The following is a 19,823-nucleotide window of genomic DNA, read 5'->3' as shown; positions in this document are numbered from 1 at the left end:
GCCGGGGACCGCCGTGCTGGGCGAGCGTCGGTGCGACGATGGAGCATGACCCCGTATCAGGAGGACCAGGCCGACCCCGCCGACCGAGCCGCGGTCGTCGAGGCCCTCGCCGCCGTGGTCGATCGCTTGCTCGCCCCGGACGGCTGCGTGTGGAACCGCGCGCAGACCCACCGGAGCCTGGCGGCGTACGCGGTCGAGGAGTCGTACGAGCTCGTCGACGCGATCGACGTGGACGACGACGTCGAGATCCGCGAGGAGCTCGGCGACGTGCTGTACCAGGTCGTGCTCCACGCGGGGATCGCCGAGCGTCGCGGCGCGTTCACGCTCGCCGACGTCGCCGAGCACGCTCGCGAGAAGATGGTCCGCCGCCATCCGCACGTGTTCGGCGACGAGCACGCGGAGACGTTCGCCGACGTGGTCCGGGTGTGGCGCGCGGCGAAGTCGGCCGAGAAGGCAGCGCGCACGAGCGTGTTCGACGGCGTGCCCCGGGCGATGCCGCCACTCGAGCGGTCCGTGAAGCTCCTCGAGCGGATCGACGAGCACGGCCTCGGTGCCGTGCCCCTCGCGCAGGCCGTCGCGGATGCCGCTCGGCAGGACCGTACGCCCGGGGTGACCGACGGCTCGGACGGTCACGGTGCCGTCGATCCCGCGTGGGGCGGTGAGCTCCTCGACCGGATCGGGGCGGCCCGGGCGGACGGCGTCGACCCGGTGGCGAGCCTCCGCGCTGCGGTCGTCGCGCTCGAGGCGGCTGGCCGCGCGACGGAGCGCGAGCGGTCGCGCTGAGTGCAGCGGGGCTCCGAGCGCGACCTGGGGCCCGGGCGTCGGACGCATGGCGACACGACGAGGTGAGGGCGCCCTCCCAACCCGAAAAGGAGGGCGCCCTCCGCGCGGCGACCGCGGCACGCAGCCGCCACGCCGGACGCGGGAGTCCGCAGCACTGGCCCCCCGCGGCCCGCCACGAGGGCGGACGATCGACCACCGTGATGGATCAGTGGAGCGGTGATCGACTGGAATACAGCATATCATCGCCGACGGCGCGGCGGCAAGCGCTCTGCGAAGATGGGGCCATGGCGACTGTCGTGACGGCTCCCCGCGGGATGCGGGACTTCCTCCCAGCCGAGAAGGCGCGCCGTGACCACGTGCTCGGCGTGATCCGTGGCGTGTACACGCGACACGGCTTCGACGAGATCGAGACCCCCGTCGTCGAGGACGCCTCGCGGCTGCACGCGGGCCTCGGCGGCGACAACGAGAAGCTGGCCTTCGCCGTGATGCGTCGGGGGCTCACCGTCGAGGACCTCCGCGTCGCCGAGGCGCCGCTCGACCTGGCCGACCTCGGACTCCGGTTCGACCTCACGGTCCCGCTCGCCCGGTTCTACGCGAGCCACCGCTCCGAGCTGCCGACGGTGTTCCGGTCCGTGCAGATCGCGCCCGTCTGGCGCGCGGAGCGTCCGCAGAAGGGCCGCTACCGGCAGTTCGTGCAGTGCGACATCGACATCCTCGGTGAGGCCGGGCCGCTCGCCGAGATCGAGCTCATCCGCGCGACGACCGACGCCGTGGACGCCCTCGGCATCACCGGGACCACCATCCGCGTCAACGACCGGCGGATCCTCGTGGCGCTGCTCGGCTCGTGGGGCGTCGACGGGCCCGATGCCGACGCCGCCCTCGTCGTCGTCGACAAGCTCGACAAGATCGGCCCCGACGGCGTCGCGCGCGAACTCGTGGCACTGCCGGGGCTGGCCGGACACGACGCCTCCGAGCTCGAGGCCGTGCTGCGCGACCTCGCGACGGCCGACTGGGACAGCGTCGTGGGCGCCGACTGGCTCGACGCCGAGGCGTTCGGGGACCTGCAGGCCCTGCGTGCGGCCCTGCCCGGCGTGCGACTGCAGTTCGACCCGACGCTCGTCCGGGGCATGGGGTACTACACGGGCACCATCTTCGAGGTCGCGCACCCCGACTTCGGGTACAGCCTCGGCGGTGGTGGGCGGTACGACGGCATGATCGGGCGCTTCCTCGGCCAGGACGTCCCCGCGGTCGGGTTCTCGCTCGGGTTCGAGCGCCTCGTCGACCTCGTGACGCTGCCCGAGGACGCCACCGCCGACGCCGTCGTGCTCGTCCACGACCGCGACGTCCCGCCCGCCCGCCTCGCCGCGCTCAAGCATGAGGTCCTGGCCGGCCACGCCCGGGTGCGCCTCGAACGCCGGACCAAGAACATGAAGAACCTGTTGGCCGGGCTCGCCGCCGCGGGGTTCACCGCCTTCGCGACGGTGGACACCGACAGCACCCTCGAGGACCTCGCCTTCCGACCGCTCGAGTGACCCCGCTCGCTAGGATCGGTCCCGGATTCGTCCAACCACCACTACCGCTTGTTAGGAGTACCCCGTGGCCGTGATCGATGCCGTTGGAGCACGCGAAGTCCTCGATTCCCGAGGCAACCCGACCGTCGAGGTCGAGGTGCTCCTCGACGACGGCGTGGTCTCGCGCGCCCTGGTCCCGTCCGGCGCCTCGACCGGCGCGTTCGAGGCCTACGAGCTGCGTGACGGCGACGCCGGACGCTACGGCGGCAAGGGCGTGCTCAAGGCCGTCGAGGGTGTCCTCGACGAGATCGGCCCGGCGCTCGAGGGCTTCGACGCCACCGACCAGCGTCTCGTGGACGCGGCGCTCATCGAGCTCGACGGCACCGAGAACAAGTCCCGCCTCGGCGCGAACGCGATCCTCGGCGCCTCGCTCGCGGTCGCCCGCGCCGCGGCGGACTCCGCCGACCTGCCCCTGTTCCGCTACCTCGGCGGCCCGAACGCGCACACCCTGCCCGTGCCGCTCATGAACGTCGTCAACGGCGGCGCCCACGCCGACACGAACGTCGACATCCAGGAGTTCTTCCTCGTGCCCTACGGCGCGTCGTCCTTCTCCGAGGCCCTCCGGTGGGGCGTCGAGACCTACCACGCGCTCAAGGGCGAGCTGAAGAAGCAGGGACTCGCCACCGGCCTCGGCGACGAGGGCGGGTTCGCCCCGGAGCTCGCCTCGAACCGTGCCGCGCTCGACTTCCTCGTCGCCGCGATCGAGAAGGCCGGGTTCACCCCCGGCAAGGACATCGCGCTCGGCCTCGACGTCGCCTCGACGGAGTTCTACGCCGACGGCACGTACGCGTTCGAGGGCGGGCAGCTCTCGAGCGAGGAGTTCACGCAGTACTTCGTGGACCTCGTGGGCAACTACCCCCTCGTCACCATCGAGGACCCGCTCGCCGAGGACGACTGGGAGGGCTGGACGCACTTCACCGCCGAGCTCGGGTCGAAGGTGCAGATCGTCGGTGACGACCTCTTCGTGACGAACCCGAAGCGCCTCGCCAAGGGGATCCAGGAGCGGGCGGCGAACTCGATCCTCGTCAAGGTGAACCAGATCGGCACCCTGACCGAGACCCTCGACGCCGTCGCGCTCGCACAGCGCAGCGGCATGACCGCGATCCTGTCCCACCGCTCGGGCGAGACCGAGGACACGACGATCGCCGACATCGCGGTCGCGGTGGACGGCGGCCAGATCAAGACCGGTGCGCCGGCCCGCTCGGACCGCGTCGCCAAGTACAACCAGCTCCTCCGGATCGAGGAGGAGCTGGGCGACGCCGCCGTGTACGCCGGCCGCAACTCGTTCCCGCGCAGCGCCCACCTGTGAGCTGAGCACCCGCTGGTCCGACCGTCGGACCAACGGGTGCCGCTCCGGCTCCGGCCCCCGGGCCTCCCGACCGGGAGGCCCGGGGGCCGTTCCGCGTGTCGGCCGGCGGACGACGCCTCAGTGGAGTCACCGGCGTGAGCACGGGCGCGGGAGGCAGTGCCCGGCGTCCTCGGTGGTCGGTTGCGCGTGGCATCGGGGGACGGGTCCGGACCGTGCCGCTGCCCCGACCGGACCGGCGCCCGGGTTATCGTCGCTCCATGCCCTCGACGAAGCCCCGCGTCCGTCGCGTGCCGATCGCGATGCCCGCGGCCACGAGTCCGTCCGGCGCCTGGTTCCGGAACATCCGGTTCTCGGGCTTCAGCGTCCTCATGCTCGGCATCGTCGTGCTGTTCGTCGTGGTGCTCGCGCCGTCGCTGCGGACGCTGATCCAGCAGCAGCAGGAGATCGCGCAGAAGGAGCAGCAGGTCGCCGCGCAGCGTGCGGACGTCGCGACGAAGAAGCGGGACGTGGCGCGGTGGGACGACCCCGCCTACATCGAGGCCCAGGCGCGCGATCGCCTGCTCTACGTGTACCCGGGCGAGACGAGCTACCTCGTCATGGGCGCTGGGAGCGGGGCCTCGTCGGGCTCGACCAGTGCCGTGACGACCGACTCGGGCACCCCCGTGAGCTCGAAGCTCCAGACGCCGAAGGTCGACTGGGTGCAGGCGATGTTGTCGTCGGTGCTCGAGTCCGGGCTGACCGAGAAGACGACGTCCGAGCTCGTCGCCCCGGACGTCTCGGGCAGTGGGACGCCGACCACGGGTGCGACCGCGGGCACGGGCGCCGGGCGCTGATCGCGCGGGCATCGTGCGCCGACCTGCGGGTACCCAGCGCCGGACGGCCCGAGGACGGATCGTGCACCGGGTAGGATCACCGTCCCGTGGCAACTCCTCCGTTCGATCCGCCCACCGCCCGTGACGTCGCCGTCGTCTCGGCCCAGCTCGGGCGTCCCGCGCGTGACGTCATCGGCATCCCGGCGCGCTGCGTGTGCGGTGCGCCGACGGTGGTGGCGACGCAGCCCCGGTTGTCGAACGGCACGCCCTTCCCGACCCTGTACTACCTGACGCACCCCGCGGCGACGGCCGCGGTGTCGACGCTCGAGGCGACGGGTGCGATGCCGGAGCTCGCGGCCCTCCTCGAGGAGCAGTCCGTGGCCGACGCGTACCGTGCCGCGCACGAGGCGTACCTGGCGGACCGCGAGTCGATCGAGGTCGTCGCGGAGATCGCGGGGGTCACCGCGGGCGGCATGCCGAACCGGGTGAAGTGCCTGCACGCGCTCGTGGGGCACGCCCTCGCCGCGGGGCCGGGCGTGAACCCGATCGGCGACCTCGCGCTCGAACGGGCGGCCTGGAGCCCCGAGCGGTGCGCCTGCGTGACGTACGATGGGGTGGACGACGGCGGAGTCGGGGTGGGCGGAGGCAGAGAGTAAACTCTCGGCAAACCCCCATCCAAGGAGACATCACTCGTGCCCAAGATCCTCATCGTCGGCGGCGGCTACGCCGGCTTCTACACAGCATGGAAGCTCGAGAAGGCGCTCCGCCCGGGCGAGGCCGAGGTCACGATGGTGGACCCGCTGCCCTACATGACCTACCAGCCGTTCCTGCCGGAGGTCGCGGCCGGGTCGATCGAGCCGCGGCACGCGGTGGTCGCGCACCGTCGGCACCTCGGCAAGACGCGTGTCGTCACGGCCAAGGTCACCAAGGTCGACCACGCCACGAAGACCGCGACGATCACGCCGCAGGTCGGTGAGCCGTGGGAGGAGACCTACGACACGCTCGTCATGACCGCCGGTGCCGTCTCGCGCACGTTCCCGATCGCCGGCGTCGCCGAGGAGGCCATCGGCCTCAAGACCATCGAGGAAGCCGCCGCTATCCGCGACAAGATCCTCACGAACTTCGCGAAGGCCGCGAACCTGCCCGCCGGCCCGGAGCGCGAGCGTCTCCTCACCGTCGTGGTCGTCGGCGGTGGCTTCGCCGGCATCGAGATCTTCGCCGAGCTGCGGTCGTTCGCCACGAACCTGCTCCGCAACTACCCGACCATCTCGTTCGACGAGACCCACTTCCACCTGGTCGAGGCGATGGGGCGCATCATGCCCGAGGTCTCCCTGGAGACCAGCCACTGGGTCCTCAAGAACCTCGCCGAGCGCGGCGCTGAGGTCCACCTCGACACGCAGCTCGCCTCGGCGGTCGGCGGCGTCTGCCAGCTCAAGCCGAACGAGGGCGAGATCCAGACCGTCGAGTCCGACCTCATCATCTGGACCGCGGGCGTCATGGCGAACCCGATGGTCAAGGGCACCGACCTCCCGCTCGAGCCGCGCGGACGCATCCGTGTGCAGCCGGACCTCCGTGTCGTGGACGACAACGGGATCGTCGCGGACGCCTGGGCCTGCGGTGACGTCGCGGCGGTGCCGGACCTCACGGGCGGCGGTGTGGGCGGCATGTGCGTGCCGAACGCCCAGCACGCGGTCCGCCAGGCCAAGCAGCTGGCGAAGAACCTCGTCGCGGTCATCCGCGGTGAGGAGCCGAAGGACTACAAGCACGAGAACCTCGGCGCGGTGGCGGGCCTCGGCCTCGGCATCGGTGTGTTCCAGTCGGGCAAGTTCGCGATGAAGGGCTTCCTCGCCTGGGGCGCGCACCGCGGGTACCACGGCCTGGCCATGCCGTCGTGGGAGCGCAAGGTCCGCGTGGTCGGCGACTGGCTCACCGGCACGATGTTCGGCCGCGACATCGTCTCGCTCGACGACCGCGAGACCCCGCGTGCCGCGTTCGAGACGTTCGCGTCGCGCCCGAAGCCCCCGATGCCCGAGGCCGGCACGCCCGAGGGTGCGTCGGGCCCGGTCTACGCGACCCCCGCGGACGACGTCTCGAAGGACGTCAAGAAGGACGACGCCGCGCCCGCCGCGAAGACGACCACGCGCAAGCCGGCCGCCAAGAAGGCCGCTGCGCCGAAGGCCGACGCCGCTGCCGCGTCCCAGCCCGTCGCCGAGCCGGCCGCGGACTCGGCGCCGGTCAGCGCGAAGGCGGAGTAGCCGACTCCGTCCGCGCCAGCGGATCGACCACGATCGAGGCGGTCACCCACGGGGTGGCCGCCTCGTCCGCGTCCGGAGTGCCGACGATCTAGGCTGGAACGCGTTCCCGAGCAACGCTCGGTGCGCGGCTGGCCCGCGCCGCCCCCGTGGCCCAACGGCAGAGGCATGCGACTTAAAATCGCCGAGTTGAGGGTTCGAATCCCTCCGGGGGCACCGAACACCGCCGGCACCCCCGCGACGGCCCGTCACCCCCTAGGCTGCGGATCGTGACGACCCGAACCCGAACCGCGTCGACCCGAGACGCGACCCTCGACATCGCCCGTGGCATCGCGATCACCATGATCGTGCTCGGCCACGTCCTGCGCGGACTGGCGTCCGCACACATCCTCGACCGCCACGCGGTGGGCTACATCGACACCGACCGCCTCCTGTACAGCGTGCACCTCACGGTGTTCGCGTTCATCAGCGGCCTGTTCGTCGCTCGCGCCGTCGATCGTGACGGCGTCGGCCGGTACCTCCGCAGCCGCGACGTGCTGTTCATCTACGTCTACGTCGTGTGGTCGCTCGTGCAGGGCGTGGTGAAACTGGCTGCCGGCGCCCTCGTGAACTCGCCCACGAGCATCACGAGCACACTCGACCTGCTGCACCCGGACGGGCAGCTCTGGTTCCTGCCGTGGCTCGTGGCCGTGTCGACGGTGGCCGCGCTCGTCCGCCCGTGGCGGTCCCGTGCCGTCATGATCGCCAGCATCGTGGGAGCGCTCGTCGTGAGCATCGCGGGCTGGGGCACGGACCTGGGGGTCGCCCTCGTCCAGGGCCTCGGGATCTGGGTGTTCTTCTTCCTCGGCGTGTGCATCGGCGCGCGCCGCGTGATCGAGTTCATCGCGCGCGTGCGGATGCCCGTGGTGGGTGTCGTCGCGCTCGTCGGGACCGTGGCCTTCGTCGCCCTGGTGTTCGGCACGACCGAGGGCACGCCGACCCCGAGTGCCGGCGACCACCACGGGGTGGTGGCGGTCGCGCTCGGTCTGCTCACGACCCTGGTCGGCCTCGTGGCGGTGATCGCGGTCTCCCGGCTGCTCGCGGCCGTGTCGTGGCTGACCTGGGTCGGTGCGGTCGGCCGCCGCACGCTCGAGATCTTCCTCGCGAGCATCACGTTCGCGTCGGGCACCCGGATCGTCCTGTCGCACCTCGGCGTCCAGGACCCGGTCGTCCACGTGGTCGTCGGCACGCTCGCGGGCGTCGTCGGTCCGATCCTGCTCGGCATCGTCCTCGAGCGGCTCCGGTTCCCCTGGCTGTTCACGGCGCCCTCGCGGCTGACCGGCACGCGTGCCTCCGTGACACCGCGCGCGGACGTCCCAGCGCACCGCTGACCCAGACGCGGGGCTGCAGCACCGTCAGTGGTGCGGTCGGGAGGCGCGGGGCGAGCCGGTCCCGCGCCTCCCGACCGGTGGGCAGTGGGTCAGGGCGCGATGAGCAGCCCGGCCGCGTGGTCCTCGGCCGCCGTCGCCTTGGCGACGTAGTGCACCTTCTTGCCGGTCGCGTTGTAGGGGATGCTGTCGACGAACCGGTACAGCCGGGGGCGCTTGTAGCGGGCGAGGGCGGGGTGGGATCCGGTGAACGACTCGAGCGCGGCTGCCGCTGCCGCGTCGTCCTCGGGCAGACCGTCGCCGGGCCTGCGGACGACGTAGGCGGTGACGACCTCGCCCCACCGCTCGTCGGGCACGCCCACGACGACCGAGTCGGCGACGCCGGGGTGCTCCCCGAGCACGGCCTCGACCTGCACCGGGTGGACGTTCTCGCCGCCGGAGATGATCATGTCGTCCTTGCGCCCGACGATCGTCACCCGCTCCTGGGTGTCCCAGGTGGCGAGGTCGCCCGGGTAGAACCAGCCGTCCGAGAACTTCTCGTCCTCGAGCTGCGGGTTCCGGTACGAGTAGCCCGACTTGACGGTGCGGACCGCGAACTCACCGATCTCGGTGCCGTCCTTGGCGACCGTGTCCGTCGGATCGGCGAGGCGGTCGGCGTACACCTGGACCACCGCCACGTCGTCGTCGGTGGACGCACGGCCGGTGGAACCAGCGCCGTCGGGGAAGTCCTCCGGCCGCAGGAACGTGTTCCAGAAGGTCTCGGTGGTGCCGTACCCGTTGAAGATCCGCGGGGTCAGCAGCTCCTGGAACCGCAGCGCGGCGGCACGGTCGAGCGGAGCGCCCATCGTGACGATGCCGTGGAGCGACGACAGATCCCGGGCGTGGCGTTCCTGCGCGTCGGCGAGCTGGACGAGGTTCGTCGGGGCGCCGATGAGGAACGTCAACCGCTCGGACTGGACGAGGTCGAGCACCACGTCCGCGTCGAAGTGCCGGAGGGTGGTGAGCTCCGCTCCGACGTAGAACACGGGGTTGGGGCCGCCGGAGTACAGGCCACCCCGGTGGAACAGCGGCGACATGTTGAGCGTCTTGTCGAACGGCGTCAGCGGGAAGTGCATGATGACGTCGTGTGCGCTGAGCACCTCGACGAGGCTCGGCAGCGGCACGGGCTTCGGCCGTCCGGTCGTGCCCGACGTGTACAGGCGTGTGGTCTCGTCGTAGGTGGTCCGCGGCCGTGCGTCGTCGCGCTCCGCGAGTTCGAGGTGCGTGACGGGCTCGGCCGCCAGCAGGGTCTCGAACGACTCGGTGTCCGCGGACGTCCCGTCGGCCCCGACCACCACGACCCGCGCGGGAGCGTGGGTGGCGGTGGCGAGCGCGTCGGTCATGTCCCCGGTCCGCGCGGCGTCGTGGAGGAGCACGACCGGTGCCGAGTCGTCGATGATGTACGCGACCTCGGCGGGGGCCAGGCGGAAGTTGGTGGGCGAGAACACGGCGCCGATGCGGTGGCACGCCAGGTACGCGATCGCGAGCTCCGGACCGTTGAACAGCTCCGCCATGACGACGGCACCGCGTCCGACGCCGTTCCGGACGAGCCACCCACCGACGCGGTCGACGGCGTCGCCGAGCTCGGCGTAGGTCCAGGAGCGTCCGGAGGACGGATCGCGCAGGGCCGGCCGATCGGCGAACCGGTGCACGTTGCGGGCGAAGCCGTTGGCGTAGGTGTACTGCCCCTCGAACACCCCGCGGAAGCGGGTGGGGTCGTACGGCGTCGTCGTGTCCGGTGTGCGGTCGGTGTCGGTGCTCATGGTCGCTCCAGCTCGTCGGCGCGTCGGCGGGCTCCGACGCACCGTCCGTCAGCGTATCGCGGGGGACCGCCGGGGCGGGTCGATCCGCGGACGGCCGGTCGGGCCTCCCGTCAGTCGCGCAGGGCGGGCTCGACGACGCGGGTCCAGGTCCAGACGGCGACCGCCACCGCGGCGCAGCCGCCCATGGTGACCCCGACGGTCGCGAGGGACAGGTGCGTGCCGGTCGAGCCCGAGTACACGGCCACCGCGAGCGCCACGGGGACGGTCGCGACGGCGGCGTAGCGCGCGCGGGACGTCGCCCACAGTGCGGCGCCGGCCGACCCGGCGACGGGGAGGAGCGTGGTCACGACCGACCCGAGGCCGCCGACGCAGAGGGTGGTGGCGAACTCGGACAGGAACTGGTGCCAGAACCCGGCTCCGGCGCTGACGCTGCACAGGAGCCAGCCGATCGCCGCGAGCGCGAGGAGCGCGCCCGTCTGCACGGTCGCGCTCCTCGCGCTCGCCCCGTCGGTGCCCAGGGCGACGACCCTGCGCGGGAGTCGGACGTGCCGGTGCGGGAGCGGATCGCGTCCACCGACGCCGACCGAGGGGACGACGAGCACGCCCAGCAGCACCGCGGGTGCGAGGTGCGCGCTCCGGGTGAGGAGGCACGCGACGAGCGCCGCGACCACGAGGGCCGGGGAGACCCGGACGACGACGGCGTCGCGGGACGGTCCCGCGCTCCATCGTGCGGCGACCACCACGGCGACCGCGAGCACGGCGGTCCCGAGGACGACCGCGATCGCGAGGCGGGCGTAGCGCGGCTCCGCGGCGATGCCGGTGGCGAACAGCGTCAGCAGGCTGGCGACGCCGGCCGACACGGACACCGCGGCCCACGTCGGGAGCGCCCCCGTGCCCTCGGCGGTCGAGGCGACGGGGCGGTTCCGCCCGGTCAACCGTGCGAGACGCCACCGGAACCGGCCGCGGGTGGACCGGGCGAGCAGTGTGAGCGGCACCGCGACGAGCACGAGGAACGCGGCGACCCCGACGAGCACCAGCACGAGGGTCCGCAGCGAGACGCTCGCCGGGATGCTCGGCACGTGTGCGTCGTAGGCGGTCGCCGCCGTCCAACCGTCGTCGGGTCGGGCGCCCGCACCGCCACCGCCGGTACCGCTCGCGTCGTCGCCGGTCGCGCCACCGGGTCCGCCGCCCGTACCGGACCCGCCCGTACCGGACCCGGACGCGCCGGACCCGGATCCGCCGGACCCGGGGCCACCACGGGCCGAACCGCCCGGGAGGCCCGGTTCGGCCCGTCCCGTCGCGTGCGGTGACGAGGGCGCCGCGCCGGACGTGCCGCCCCCGTCGCCGCCGGACGACGTCGGACCGCCGCTCGGTGCGTCGGTCAGGGCGCCCCCGACGACCACCGCGCGCCCGGCTGACACCGGCGAGAGGTTCCCCGCCGCGTCGCGCTGTCCCGCCGCGAAGCTGCGTGTGCCGTCCGGGATGCTCGATCCGGCCGTGGTGCACGACCAGCGGGTCGCGGTGACCGCGCTCTGGCACACCGGATTGCCGTCGACGTACACCGTGACCGTGTCGCCGGTCTCGCCGGTGCCCGCGACGGTGATCGGCTGCGCCCGGACGTGCGTGCCGACCGCGGGACGCGTGAGGACCGGGGCGACGGGCGCGGTGCGGTCGACGCTGACGGCCACCGGTGACGACGACGTGCTGCGCACGGTCGCGGCGAACCCCAGCGCCGGATCCGCGGCCTGGGTCGCCGTCATCGTCCAGGTCCCCGTCGTCAGGGCGTCGGGCCCGGCGGACCAGGAGACGTACCAGGACCCGTCGGAGGCGATCGTGGCCGTTCGGGAGGCGCTCCCGGCGTCCACCGTCACCCGCGCTCCGGGGTACCCCGTGCCGGTCACGCCCCCGGTCGTCGGGCCCGTCGTCGTGACGACCGGCGGTGTCAGGACGTCGACGGGTGCGGCGTCGTCGGGCGCCAGGTCGTCGTGCGTCGTGTCGAGGACGGTGAAGACCTGGCGGGGCCCGGAGCGGACCGGTCCGGTGCACGCCCACGTCCCGTCGCCGGTCACGGTGGTCGAGCAGACCGACGCCGTGGGCGTGCTCGGGTCGGCGACGCGCACGCGGTCGTCCGGGGTCCCGCGGCCCGTGACCCGGCCGGCTCCGGTGGTGATGGCCGACTGGTCGTCGATCGACGGTGCGACCGGCGTCGGAGCGGTCGGGCTCGCCGAGGCGGCCGGCGCTGCCTGCTGTGCGCCGGCCGGCTGGGTCGGCACGGCCCGGGACATGGTGGTGGTGATCGGAGCACGTGCCGTCGCGTCGGGCGAGGCGGCGCGTGCGGGAGCCGCCGCGGCGAGCAGGGCCACGACGACGGCGAGCGGCACCGTGGTGACGAGTGCGACCCGTCGCCCCCGCAGGGCGCGTCGGCGCCGAGCGGGCGGTCGACGGACGACCGGCCACCCGACGGCCCCCCGGCCCGCTCGTGTTCCCTGATCCACTGCCCCCCATTCGAGGTCACCCGCGTGCCGACGTCAACCACTCGCTCGGCTCGGCGGATCCAGCCGATGCGAAATCGTGACGAAGGCCCACGCGCCCGGGAACCAGCCGAACGGTGCGCGGGAATCAGCCGAGAGCCAGTACCCCGGCGGCCGAGCGCTCCTGGTGCCGCCCGTATAGTCGATACGGACACATGTGCCTGCGTGTCCGTCGCGGAGAAGGAGTACTCGCCATGGACACCGGTCTCGTCACGACGCTCATCGTCGTCGGAGTGGTCGTCGTCGTGCTGGTGGTCGTCGGCATCGCCGTCTGGGCCACGTCGAGGTCGCTCGTGGCCCTGAAGGGCCGGGTCGACCAGGCGTGGAGTGAGATCGAGACGCAGTTCCACCGGCGGGCCGAGCTCGTCCCGACGATCGTCGACACCGTCCGTGGGTACGCCACCCACGAGAACGGTCTGTTCGAGACCGTGACGCAGGCCCGGGCCGAGACGCTGAGCGCGGGCGACGCCACGGCTGCGTCGGAGGCGGAGGGGCACATGCAGAAGGCACTCAAGCGCGTGTTCTCCATCGCCGAGGGCTACCCGCAGCTGCAGTCGAGCCAGGCGTTCCTGCAGCTGCAGTCGGAACTCGTCGCGACCGAGGACAAGATCCAGTCGGCGCGCCGCTACTACAACGGCAGCGTCCGCGAGCTCAACACGAAGATCCGCGTGTTCCCGGGCTCCGCCGTCGCGCGGAACCGCGGGTACCGCGAGGCACCGTTCTTCGAGACCGCGGAGCCCGCCGCGATCGCCGAACCCCCGCGCGTGCAGTTCTGACGGGTGCGGTCGTCAGGGGCCGTCCGGCGGAGAGTCCGAGGCCTCGGCGTCGTCCGCGGCCTCGTGCGGCACGAGCGGCACACCGAGGGCGTCCGCGAGCCGCGCTGCCGCTGTTCCCCGGTCGGTGACCGCCACGGCGTCGAGTCCCTGCCAGTCCGCGGTGCGGAGCAGCAGGGCGCCGAGACGCCCGGGATCGAGGTGTCGGCCGGGTTCCTCCCATGCCGTCCGGACGCGGAGGACACCGTGCTGGCGGTCGCTCTTGAGGTCGACCCGGCCCACGACCTGGTCGTCCTGCAGGACCGGTAACACGTAGTAGCCGTACACGCGCTTCGGGGCCGGTGTGTAGATCTCGATCCGGTAGTGGAAGCCGAAGACGCGCTCGGCGCGCGGCCGGAACCAGACGACGGGGTCGAACGGGCTGAGCACGGCGTCGGCCTCGACACGGCGGGGGACCGTGGCGTCGGCGTGCATCCACGCCGGGCGGCCCCAGCCCTCGACCTCGACGGGCACGACGACCCCGGCGTCCTCGAGGTCGCGCAGCGCCGACCGCGTCCGGTCCGACCGGAGGCGGTGGTAGTCCGCGACGTCCGCGAGCGTCCCGACGCCGGAGGCCCGGATCGAGCGCTCGACGAGGGTGCGGACGGCGTCGGTCTCGTCCGGGATCGTGTCGAGCACCTCGGCCGACAGCACCTGGTCCGGCAGGCCGTACACGCGCTCGAAGCCGCTCCGCCCGGCGCTCACGACGTCGCCCCAGCGGAACAGGTGCTCGAACCCCCGCTTGACGTCGCTCCAGCCCCACCACGGTCCTCGCCGCACGTTGCTCTCGTGCTCCACCGCGCTCGCGGGCAGGGGCCCCTCGGCGCGGAGCACGGCGAGGAGTTCCCGGAGGAGTGGCGCGTGGGTGGCCGCGAAGCCGTCGTGGTCGGCGTGGTCCCGCGCACGCCGCGTGTCCATCGCCCACCGGAACAGCGGCCAGCTCGTGCGGGGGATGAACGCGGCCTCGTGCGCCCAGTACTCCAGGTGGGCGGCGCCCCTCGTCATCGTCATGCGGTCGAGGAGGGCCTTGTCGTACGCACCGAGGCGGGCGAAGACGGGGAGGTAGTGGCTCCGCTCGAACACGTTCACGGAGTCGATCTGCAGGAGCCCCAGCCGCTCGACGAGGGCGCGGATGGTCCGGCTCGACACCGCGCCCTCCGGGACCGCGCGGCCGATGCCCTGTGCCCCGAGCGCGACGCGTCGTGCCTGGGCGGCGGAGAGTGCGGTCCGGACCATGCCCGCAACGCTACCGGCGGCCTCCGACGTGCCCGCCGCCTCCCGGTCGTCCGGAACGCGCGCATCGTATTCCGGGATCGGAACACGAACGGGCACGCGCTCATACACTGGCGCAATGGCATGGGGCAAGAAGAAGCAACCGGACGCCCGGACGACGCGGCCGGCACCAGCGCTGTCGCGCCCCGCGGGTCGCGAGCAGGCGCGGACAGGTCGAGAGCAGGTCCCGTCGCGACGGCATCCGGCGTCGGTCGTCGAGGACAACGTCCCCGTCGGCATGCAGATCGCCGGTGCGTTCAGCTGGCGGATCCTCGTCGTCGTGGGCGTGATCGCGCTCTTCATCTGGCTGATGACGCTGTTCAGCGAGATCCTCATCCCGTTCCTCGTCGGCATCGTGATCGCGGCGTTCCTCATCCCGATCTCGAACTGGATGCAGCGGCACCACGTGCCCAAGTGGGCGGCGATCGTCATCAGCCTGATCGGCGGGCTCGCCGCGGTCGCCGCACTGCTCTGGCTCGTCGTGAGCCAGATCGTCTCGTCCTACCCGTCCCTCAAGAAGCAGACGCTGTCGCAGTTCGACAACATCAAGGACCTGATCGCGGGCGCGGGCCTCGGCGTGACGCAGAAGGACATCTCGGGCTACCTCGACCAGGGCACGAACTGGCTCCAGGCGCACTCGAGTTCGATCCTGTCGGGCGTCGCGAGCGCCGGATCGAGCCTGACGCACGTCGCCGAGGGCCTGTTCGTCATCCTGTTCACGGTGATCTTCCTGCTCATCGACGGCAAGAACGTCTGGCGATGGTCGGTTCGGGTGTTCCCGATCAAGGCCCGCGCGGCGGTCGACGGCGCGGGCGTCGCCGGCTGGATCACGCTCTCGAGCTTCGTGCGCGTGCAGATCTTCGTCGCGTTCGCCGACGCGGTGGGCATCGGGTTCGGCTCCTGGTTCGTCGGCCTGTTCTTCGGCGGGCTGCCGCTCGTCATCCCGATCGCCGTGTTCGTGTTCCTCGGGGCGTTCGTGCCGGTGGTCGGCGCGATCGTCACCGGCTTCCTCGCGGTCTTCGTCGCGCTCATCTTCAACGGCCCCGTCGCAGCCTTGCTCGTCATCGGCGTCGTCCTGCTCGTGCAGCAGATCGAGGGCCACATCCTCCAGCCGCTCGTCATGGGCAACGCGGTCAAGGTGCACCCGCTCGCGGTCGTGCTCGGCGTCACGGCGTTCTCCGGTCTGGCCGGCATCGCCGGCGCGTTCTTCGCCGTGCCGCTCATCGCCGTGCTCAACTCGATGGTCACGACCGTCGCGCAGGGGCGCTGGAAGTACATGGACTCCGACCACGTGCGCGACGCCAAGCCCGAGCACGGCACCACGGTCATCCCGCGGTCGCGGTGGCACCGGCACAAGATCGGCGACGACGTGCCGGCACCGGGCAGTGACAAGCAGCCGACCGCCAACAAGGGCACCGCGGTCGACGTCGAGTGAGTCGTCCCGCGACGGCGACCCGTCGCGGGACGTGCGCCGACACGCGATGATGGTCCGGTGACGATCCCCAGCACCGTGCCGCAGGTCCCGACCCTCGACGACGTCGAGGCCGCACGGGTGGTCGTCGAGGGTGTGGCGCGCGTCACCCCGATGGAGACATCGCAGTTCCTCGGCGAGATCCTCGGCTCGGCCGTGCACCTCAAGTGCGAGAACCTGCAGCGCACCGGTGCGTACAAGATCCGTGGTGCGTACAACCGGCTCGCGGCGCTCGACGCCGACGAGCGCCGGCGCGGCGTCGTCGCCGCGAGCGCTGGCAACCACGCGCAGGGGGTCGCCCTGGCGGCTCGTGAGCTCGGCGTGCCGGCGACGATCTTCATGCCCGTCGGCGTCGCGCTCCCGAAGCTGCAGGCGACCCGGCAGTACGGCGCCGACACGGTCCTCCACGGCCACAGCGTCGAGGAGGCCCTGGCCGCTGCCCAGGAGTTCGCCACCCGGACCGGCGCGGTGTTCATCCCGCCGTTCGACCACCCGGACATCATCGCCGGGCAGGGCACCGTCGGCCTCGAGATCGTCGACCAGGTGCCGGACGTCGACACGGTCGTGGTGCCGATCGGCGGCGGGGGCCTGGTCTCCGGTGTCGCGCTCGCGGTCAAGGGCATCGCGCGGCAGCAGGGGCGATCGATCCGAGTCGTCGGCGTCCAGTCGGCGAACACGGCCTCGTACCCGGTGTCGATCCAGGCGGGTGCGCCGACCACCATCACGACCGCCCCGACCATCGCCGACGGGATCGCCGTCGCCCGACCCGGCGAGCTCAACTTCCCGCTCGTCCGCGACCTGGTCGACGAGATCGTCACCGTCGCCGACGACGACGTCGCCCGGGCGCTCCTCGTGCTGCTCGAACGCGCCAAGCTCGTCGTCGAGCCGGCCGGCGCGGTGGGTGTGGCGGCGATCATGGCCGGGACCATCCGCGACTCCGGTAGGACCGTGGTGGTGCTGAGCGGTGGCAACATCGATCCGCTCATGATGGAGCGCGTGATCACGCGCGGTCTCGTCGCGGCGCAGCGCTACGTGGCGATCCGGATCATGCTCCCCGACCGCCCGGGGCAGCTCGCCCTCGTGTCGCAGGTGATCTCGGACGCCGGTGCGAACGTCGTCGAGGTCCTGCACACGCGGCACGGGCAGGGGCTCGAGATCACCGAGGTCGCGCTCGAGCTGAGCATCGAGGCCCGGGGGCCCGAGCACGCGGCCGAGGTCACGGAGCGCCTGCGCGAAGCCGGTTTCCGTCCACTCGTCCGCCACTGACGACGGTCGGGAGGGCCGGTGCGGACCGGTCCCGCCCCTCCCGCCTGCCTGCCCCCATCCCGCGAGATCGCACTCGTTGCCGCTCTGGAGGCGCCAGAGCGGCGACGAGTGCGATCTCGCCTGAGGAGATGCGGGGACGTCGAACGCCCCCGTCGGCGGAGCGACGGGGGCGTTCGACGTGGATCGGGGGAGCCGCCTACGGCTCGTACCGCTCGACCTTCTGCACCGTGACGGCGATCTCCCTGCCGTTCGGCGCGGTGTAGCTCGTCGCGTCGCCCGCACGCAGCCCCATGATCGAGGCGCCGACCGGGCTCGACGGGCTGTAGACCGTGAGGTCGGCGCCGTCGGCGACGATCTCACGGTTGCCGACGAGGAACGTCGAGTCGTCACCCGCGATCGTGGCCGTGACGACCGTGCCGGGCTCGACCGTGCCGTCGAAGTCGGCCTCGCCGACCGTGGCGTGCTTGAGGAGCTCGGTGAGCTGACGGATGCGGGCCTCGATCTTGCCCTGCTCGTCCTTCGCGGCGTGGTAGCCGCCGTTCTCCTTGAGGTCGCCCTCCTCGCGCGCGGCCTCGATGCGCTGCGCGATCTCGGTGCGAGCGGGGCCGCGCAGCTGCTCGAGCTCCGCCTGGAGACGGTCGTGCGCCTCCTGGGTCAGCCAGGTGACCTGGGTGTCGTTGCTCATGGGTGTTCCCTTCGGCCGAAAAAAAGGAGACCGGCCGGAGGGGCCGGTCTCGCTTGGCGAATCAGAGCAGACTAAGGGATCCAGCAGGTGTTGATCAAGCCGGTGACACCGCGGGAACTCGTCTTGACGACCGTGTCGATCGAGGTCGTGCGCTGGGTGCTCGCCGGCAGGTCGACGACCTTCCACCCGACGATGGTGAACGACTTGTCGAGCACCTGCACGGCGCAGTCGACGCGGTTGCCGGGGTCGACGGACACCTGGGAGTGCACGAGCGTCGCACGGTCCGACTGCACGTGGTACCCGACGTCCTCGGAGTCGAGGCCGTGGTCGGTCTGGCCGGGACCGGCCCAGATGACCCAGACCGTGAACACGACCACGATGACGATCGCCGCGGCGACCGCGACGAGGACGGACCGTCGGCGTCGCCCGGGGGTGCGACCGTAGCGGTCGTCGAGGGCGGCTGCAGCCGATCCCTGTGCGGATCCGAGGCCTGGCGTGGGGGTGTGCGAAGCGGACAGCATGGACTCCTGGAACGATTATCCTCGTCCCAGGGTAGTTCACCCGGCCCCTCGCGGGGTTCGCCCGCCCGGCCAGCGCCGGCAGCATCGAGGAGTGTCGTGCCCCTGCGTCTCATCGCGGTCCATGCCCATCCCGACGACGAGTCGAGCAAGGGAGCCGCGACGTACGCCAAGTACGTGGCGGAGGGCGCTCAGGTCCTCGTCGTCTCGTGCACGGGTGGTGAGGCGGGCGACATCCTCAACGAGCAGCTCCCGGAACCCGCGCGCAGCCGGGCGCACCGCGACATGGCCGGACACCGACGGACGGAGATGGCGGCGGCCCAGGCGGCCCTCGGGATCGACCACGTCTGGCTCGGCTACCACGACTCGGGGCTCCCCGACGCCGAGAAGGGCGAGACGGTGCGGCCGGGGACCTTCGCGACCGTCCCGATCACGACGAGCGCAGCGGTCCTCGTCCGGATCGTGCGGCGCTTCCGTCCGCACGTCATGATCGCGTACGACGAGAACGGCGGCTACCCGCACCCGGACCACATCCGGTCGCACGAGATCGCGATGGAGGCCTGGCGCACGTCCGGCGACCCGACCGCCTACCCCGAGGCGGGCGCCCCGTGGACCATCGACAAGCTCTACTACGAGCGCACGTTCAACCCGGATCGGTTCCGCGCGATGTACGCGGCGATGGCCGAACGCGACCCGGACGCGCCGGAGCTCGCCGAGATGGCGACGTTCCTCGAGCGGTTCGAGGGGCGCGAGGACCTGTCGACCTCCCATGTCCACGTGGCCGAGCACCTGGCCGCGCGTGACGCCGCGCTGCGGGCCCACGCCAGCCAGGTGCCCACCGACAGCCGTTTCTTCTTCTGGCCCCCGGACGTCGTCGCCGCCATCTGGCCGACCGAGGACTTCCAGCTCGTCGAGTCCCGTGTGCCGACGACGCTGCCGGAGACCGACCTGTTCGCCGGGATCGACGAGGAGTCCGCCCGATGAGCGCCACCGTCCTGACCGGGGCCCTCGTGCTCGCGGCCGCCACGTCACCGACCACGCCCGCCTCCACGGTCCCCGACGTCGACGTCACGCCCGGTGTGTGGGGGTTCGTCGCCATCGCGCTCGTCGCGGTCGCGACGATCGCGCTCGTCGTCGACATGACCCGGCGCATCCGCCGGACCCGGTACCGGTCGGAGATCCGGGAACGGCTCGAGGCCGAGGCCCGCGGCGAGCTCCCGGGCGAGGACGCCGACGGCGTCGGGGACCTCGACGGCCGCGGCCGTCAGGACGACAGCCGGGGCCCGGGAGGCCGCGGTGACGTCCACGGGACCGGTGACGGCGGACGCGCGGACGTCGGGGACGACACCGAGCGCGGCTGAGGCCTCCGGCC

The 19,823-nt window shown here is 72.4% G+C and carries 17 protein-coding genes and 1 tRNA gene; 13 read left to right on the top strand and 5 right to left on the bottom strand.

Annotation, left to right across the window (positions count from 1 at the left end; all coding sequences use genetic code 11):
* Positions 1-45: 45 nt before the first annotated feature.
* The 8 genes from DEI86_RS11385 (at position 46) to DEI86_RS11350 (ending at position 8,097) form a co-directional block, all read left to right on the top strand.
* Positions 46-783: a MazG family protein gene (locus tag DEI86_RS11385; RefSeq protein WP_181439764.1), complete on the top strand. Its 738-nt coding sequence runs from the start codon at positions 46-48 to the stop codon at positions 781-783.
* A gap of 284 nt (positions 784-1,067) precedes the next feature.
* Entirely contained in the window at positions 1,068-2,315 is a 1,248-nt protein-coding gene (hisS, locus tag DEI86_RS11380) for a histidine--tRNA ligase (RefSeq protein WP_111049575.1), read from the top strand.
* Between the two features lie 64 nt (positions 2,316-2,379).
* Complete coding sequence (gene eno / locus DEI86_RS11375) at positions 2,380-3,663, top strand: phosphopyruvate hydratase (RefSeq protein WP_111049574.1); 1,284 nt, start codon at positions 2,380-2,382, stop codon at positions 3,661-3,663.
* Between the two features lie 257 nt (positions 3,664-3,920).
* Entirely contained in the window at positions 3,921-4,496 is a 576-nt protein-coding gene (locus tag DEI86_RS11370) for a septum formation initiator family protein (RefSeq protein ID WP_111049573.1), read from the top strand.
* Between the two features lie 86 nt (positions 4,497-4,582).
* Entirely contained in the window at positions 4,583-5,131 is a 549-nt protein-coding gene (locus DEI86_RS11365; RefSeq protein ID WP_111027640.1) for a DUF501 domain-containing protein, read from the top strand.
* A gap of 36 nt (positions 5,132-5,167) precedes the next feature.
* Positions 5,168-6,730, top strand: coding sequence for an NAD(P)/FAD-dependent oxidoreductase (locus DEI86_RS11360; RefSeq protein ID WP_111049572.1), 1,563 nt, complete (start codon positions 5,168-5,170; stop codon positions 6,728-6,730).
* A gap of 140 nt (positions 6,731-6,870) precedes the next feature.
* A tRNA-Leu gene (locus DEI86_RS11355) sits at positions 6,871-6,943 on the top strand.
* A 53-nt stretch (positions 6,944-6,996) separates the two neighbouring features.
* The gene (locus tag DEI86_RS11350) at positions 6,997-8,097 is read left to right on the top strand and encodes an acyltransferase (RefSeq protein WP_111027638.1); all 1,101 of its coding nucleotides are present in this window, start codon (positions 6,997-6,999) and stop codon (positions 8,095-8,097) included.
* A gap of 89 nt (positions 8,098-8,186) precedes the next feature.
* On the opposite strand, the gene DEI86_RS11345 is transcribed toward DEI86_RS11350, so the two are convergent.
* Positions 8,187-9,896 (bottom strand): class I adenylate-forming enzyme family protein, encoded by a 1,710-nt coding sequence (locus DEI86_RS11345; protein ID WP_111049571.1) that lies wholly within the window; start codon positions 9,894-9,896, stop codon positions 8,187-8,189.
* Positions 9,897-10,006: 110 nt separating this feature from the next.
* Positions 10,007-12,391, bottom strand: a complete 2,385-nt coding sequence (locus DEI86_RS11340; RefSeq protein ID WP_146244907.1) for a hypothetical protein — start codon at positions 12,389-12,391, stop codon at positions 10,007-10,009.
* A gap of 230 nt (positions 12,392-12,621) precedes the next feature.
* On the opposite strand from DEI86_RS11340, the gene DEI86_RS11335 reads away from it, so the two are divergent.
* Positions 12,622-13,203: a LemA family protein gene (locus DEI86_RS11335; protein ID WP_111011421.1), complete on the top strand. Its 582-nt coding sequence runs from the start codon at positions 12,622-12,624 to the stop codon at positions 13,201-13,203.
* A gap of 12 nt (positions 13,204-13,215) precedes the next feature.
* Here DEI86_RS11335 and DEI86_RS11330 read toward each other — a convergent pair whose 3' ends face one another.
* Positions 13,216-14,475, bottom strand: coding sequence for a winged helix-turn-helix domain-containing protein (locus DEI86_RS11330; RefSeq protein ID WP_111049569.1), 1,260 nt, complete (start codon positions 14,473-14,475; stop codon positions 13,216-13,218).
* 115 nt (positions 14,476-14,590) lie between these two features.
* Here DEI86_RS11330 and DEI86_RS11325 point away from each other — a divergent pair, with 115 nt between their 5' ends.
* The gene (locus tag DEI86_RS11325) at positions 14,591-15,946 is read left to right on the top strand and encodes an AI-2E family transporter (protein WP_258372015.1); all 1,356 of its coding nucleotides are present in this window, start codon (positions 14,591-14,593) and stop codon (positions 15,944-15,946) included.
* A gap of 57 nt (positions 15,947-16,003) precedes the next feature.
* Entirely contained in the window at positions 16,004-17,248 is a 1,245-nt protein-coding gene (ilvA, locus tag DEI86_RS11320; protein WP_111049568.1) for a threonine ammonia-lyase, read from the top strand.
* A gap of 196 nt (positions 17,249-17,444) precedes the next feature.
* Here the strand turns inward: ilvA and greA are convergent, their stop codons facing one another.
* Both greA and DEI86_RS11310 read right to left on the bottom strand, forming a co-directional pair.
* Positions 17,445-17,933, bottom strand: coding sequence for a transcription elongation factor GreA (greA, locus tag DEI86_RS11315; protein ID WP_111010902.1), 489 nt, complete (start codon positions 17,931-17,933; stop codon positions 17,445-17,447).
* 71 nt (positions 17,934-18,004) lie between these two features.
* On the bottom strand, positions 18,005-18,454 hold the full coding sequence (locus DEI86_RS11310) for a DUF4307 domain-containing protein (protein ID WP_111010901.1): 450 nt from the start codon (positions 18,452-18,454) through the stop codon (positions 18,005-18,007).
* Between the two features lie 96 nt (positions 18,455-18,550).
* Here DEI86_RS11310 and mca point away from each other — a divergent pair, with 96 nt between their 5' ends.
* Both mca and DEI86_RS16895 read left to right on the top strand, forming a co-directional pair.
* A complete protein-coding gene (gene mca, locus DEI86_RS11305) occupies positions 18,551-19,435 on the top strand; it encodes a mycothiol conjugate amidase Mca (RefSeq protein ID WP_181434886.1) in 885 nt (294 codons plus the stop codon).
* Positions 19,432-19,812, top strand: coding sequence for a hypothetical protein (locus tag DEI86_RS16895; RefSeq protein WP_258376526.1), 381 nt, complete (start codon positions 19,432-19,434; stop codon positions 19,810-19,812). Before mca ends, DEI86_RS16895 begins: the two co-directional genes overlap by 4 nt.
* The last annotated feature ends 11 nt before the right edge of the window (positions 19,813-19,823 follow it).

The organism is Curtobacterium sp. MCBD17_028 (assembly GCF_003234875.1).
Classification (GTDB): domain Bacteria; phylum Actinomycetota; class Actinomycetes; order Actinomycetales; family Microbacteriaceae; genus Curtobacterium.
Note: the sequence above shows the minus strand (reverse complement) of the source record. Positions and strands in the feature narration are given on the sequence as shown.

Bases quoted from the DNA above. Each gene is read 5' to 3' on its own strand.
- DEI86_RS11325 (WP_258372015.1), top strand. From the start codon at position 14,591: ATGGCATGGGGCAAGAAGAAGCAACCGGACGCCCGGACGACGCGGCCG.
- hisS (WP_111049575.1), top strand. From the start codon at position 1,068: ATGGCGACTGTCGTGACGGCTCCCCGCGGGATGCGGGACTTCCTCCCA.
- DEI86_RS11330 (WP_111049569.1), bottom strand. From the start codon at position 14,475: ATGGTCCGGACCGCACTCTCCGCCGCCCAGGCACGACGCGTCGCGCTC.
- DEI86_RS16895 (WP_258376526.1), top strand. From the start codon at position 19,432: ATGAGCGCCACCGTCCTGACCGGGGCCCTCGTGCTCGCGGCCGCCACG.
- DEI86_RS11345 (WP_111049571.1), bottom strand. From the start codon at position 9,896: ATGAGCACCGACACCGACCGCACACCGGACACGACGACGCCGTACGAC.
- DEI86_RS11310 (WP_111010901.1), bottom strand. From the start codon at position 18,454: ATGCTGTCCGCTTCGCACACCCCCACGCCAGGCCTCGGATCCGCACAG.
- DEI86_RS11385 (WP_181439764.1), top strand. From the start codon at position 46: ATGACCCCGTATCAGGAGGACCAGGCCGACCCCGCCGACCGAGCCGCG.
- greA (WP_111010902.1), bottom strand. From the start codon at position 17,933: ATGAGCAACGACACCCAGGTCACCTGGCTGACCCAGGAGGCGCACGAC.
- DEI86_RS11370 (WP_111049573.1), top strand. From the start codon at position 3,921: ATGCCCTCGACGAAGCCCCGCGTCCGTCGCGTGCCGATCGCGATGCCC.
- DEI86_RS11335 (WP_111011421.1), top strand. From the start codon at position 12,622: ATGGACACCGGTCTCGTCACGACGCTCATCGTCGTCGGAGTGGTCGTC.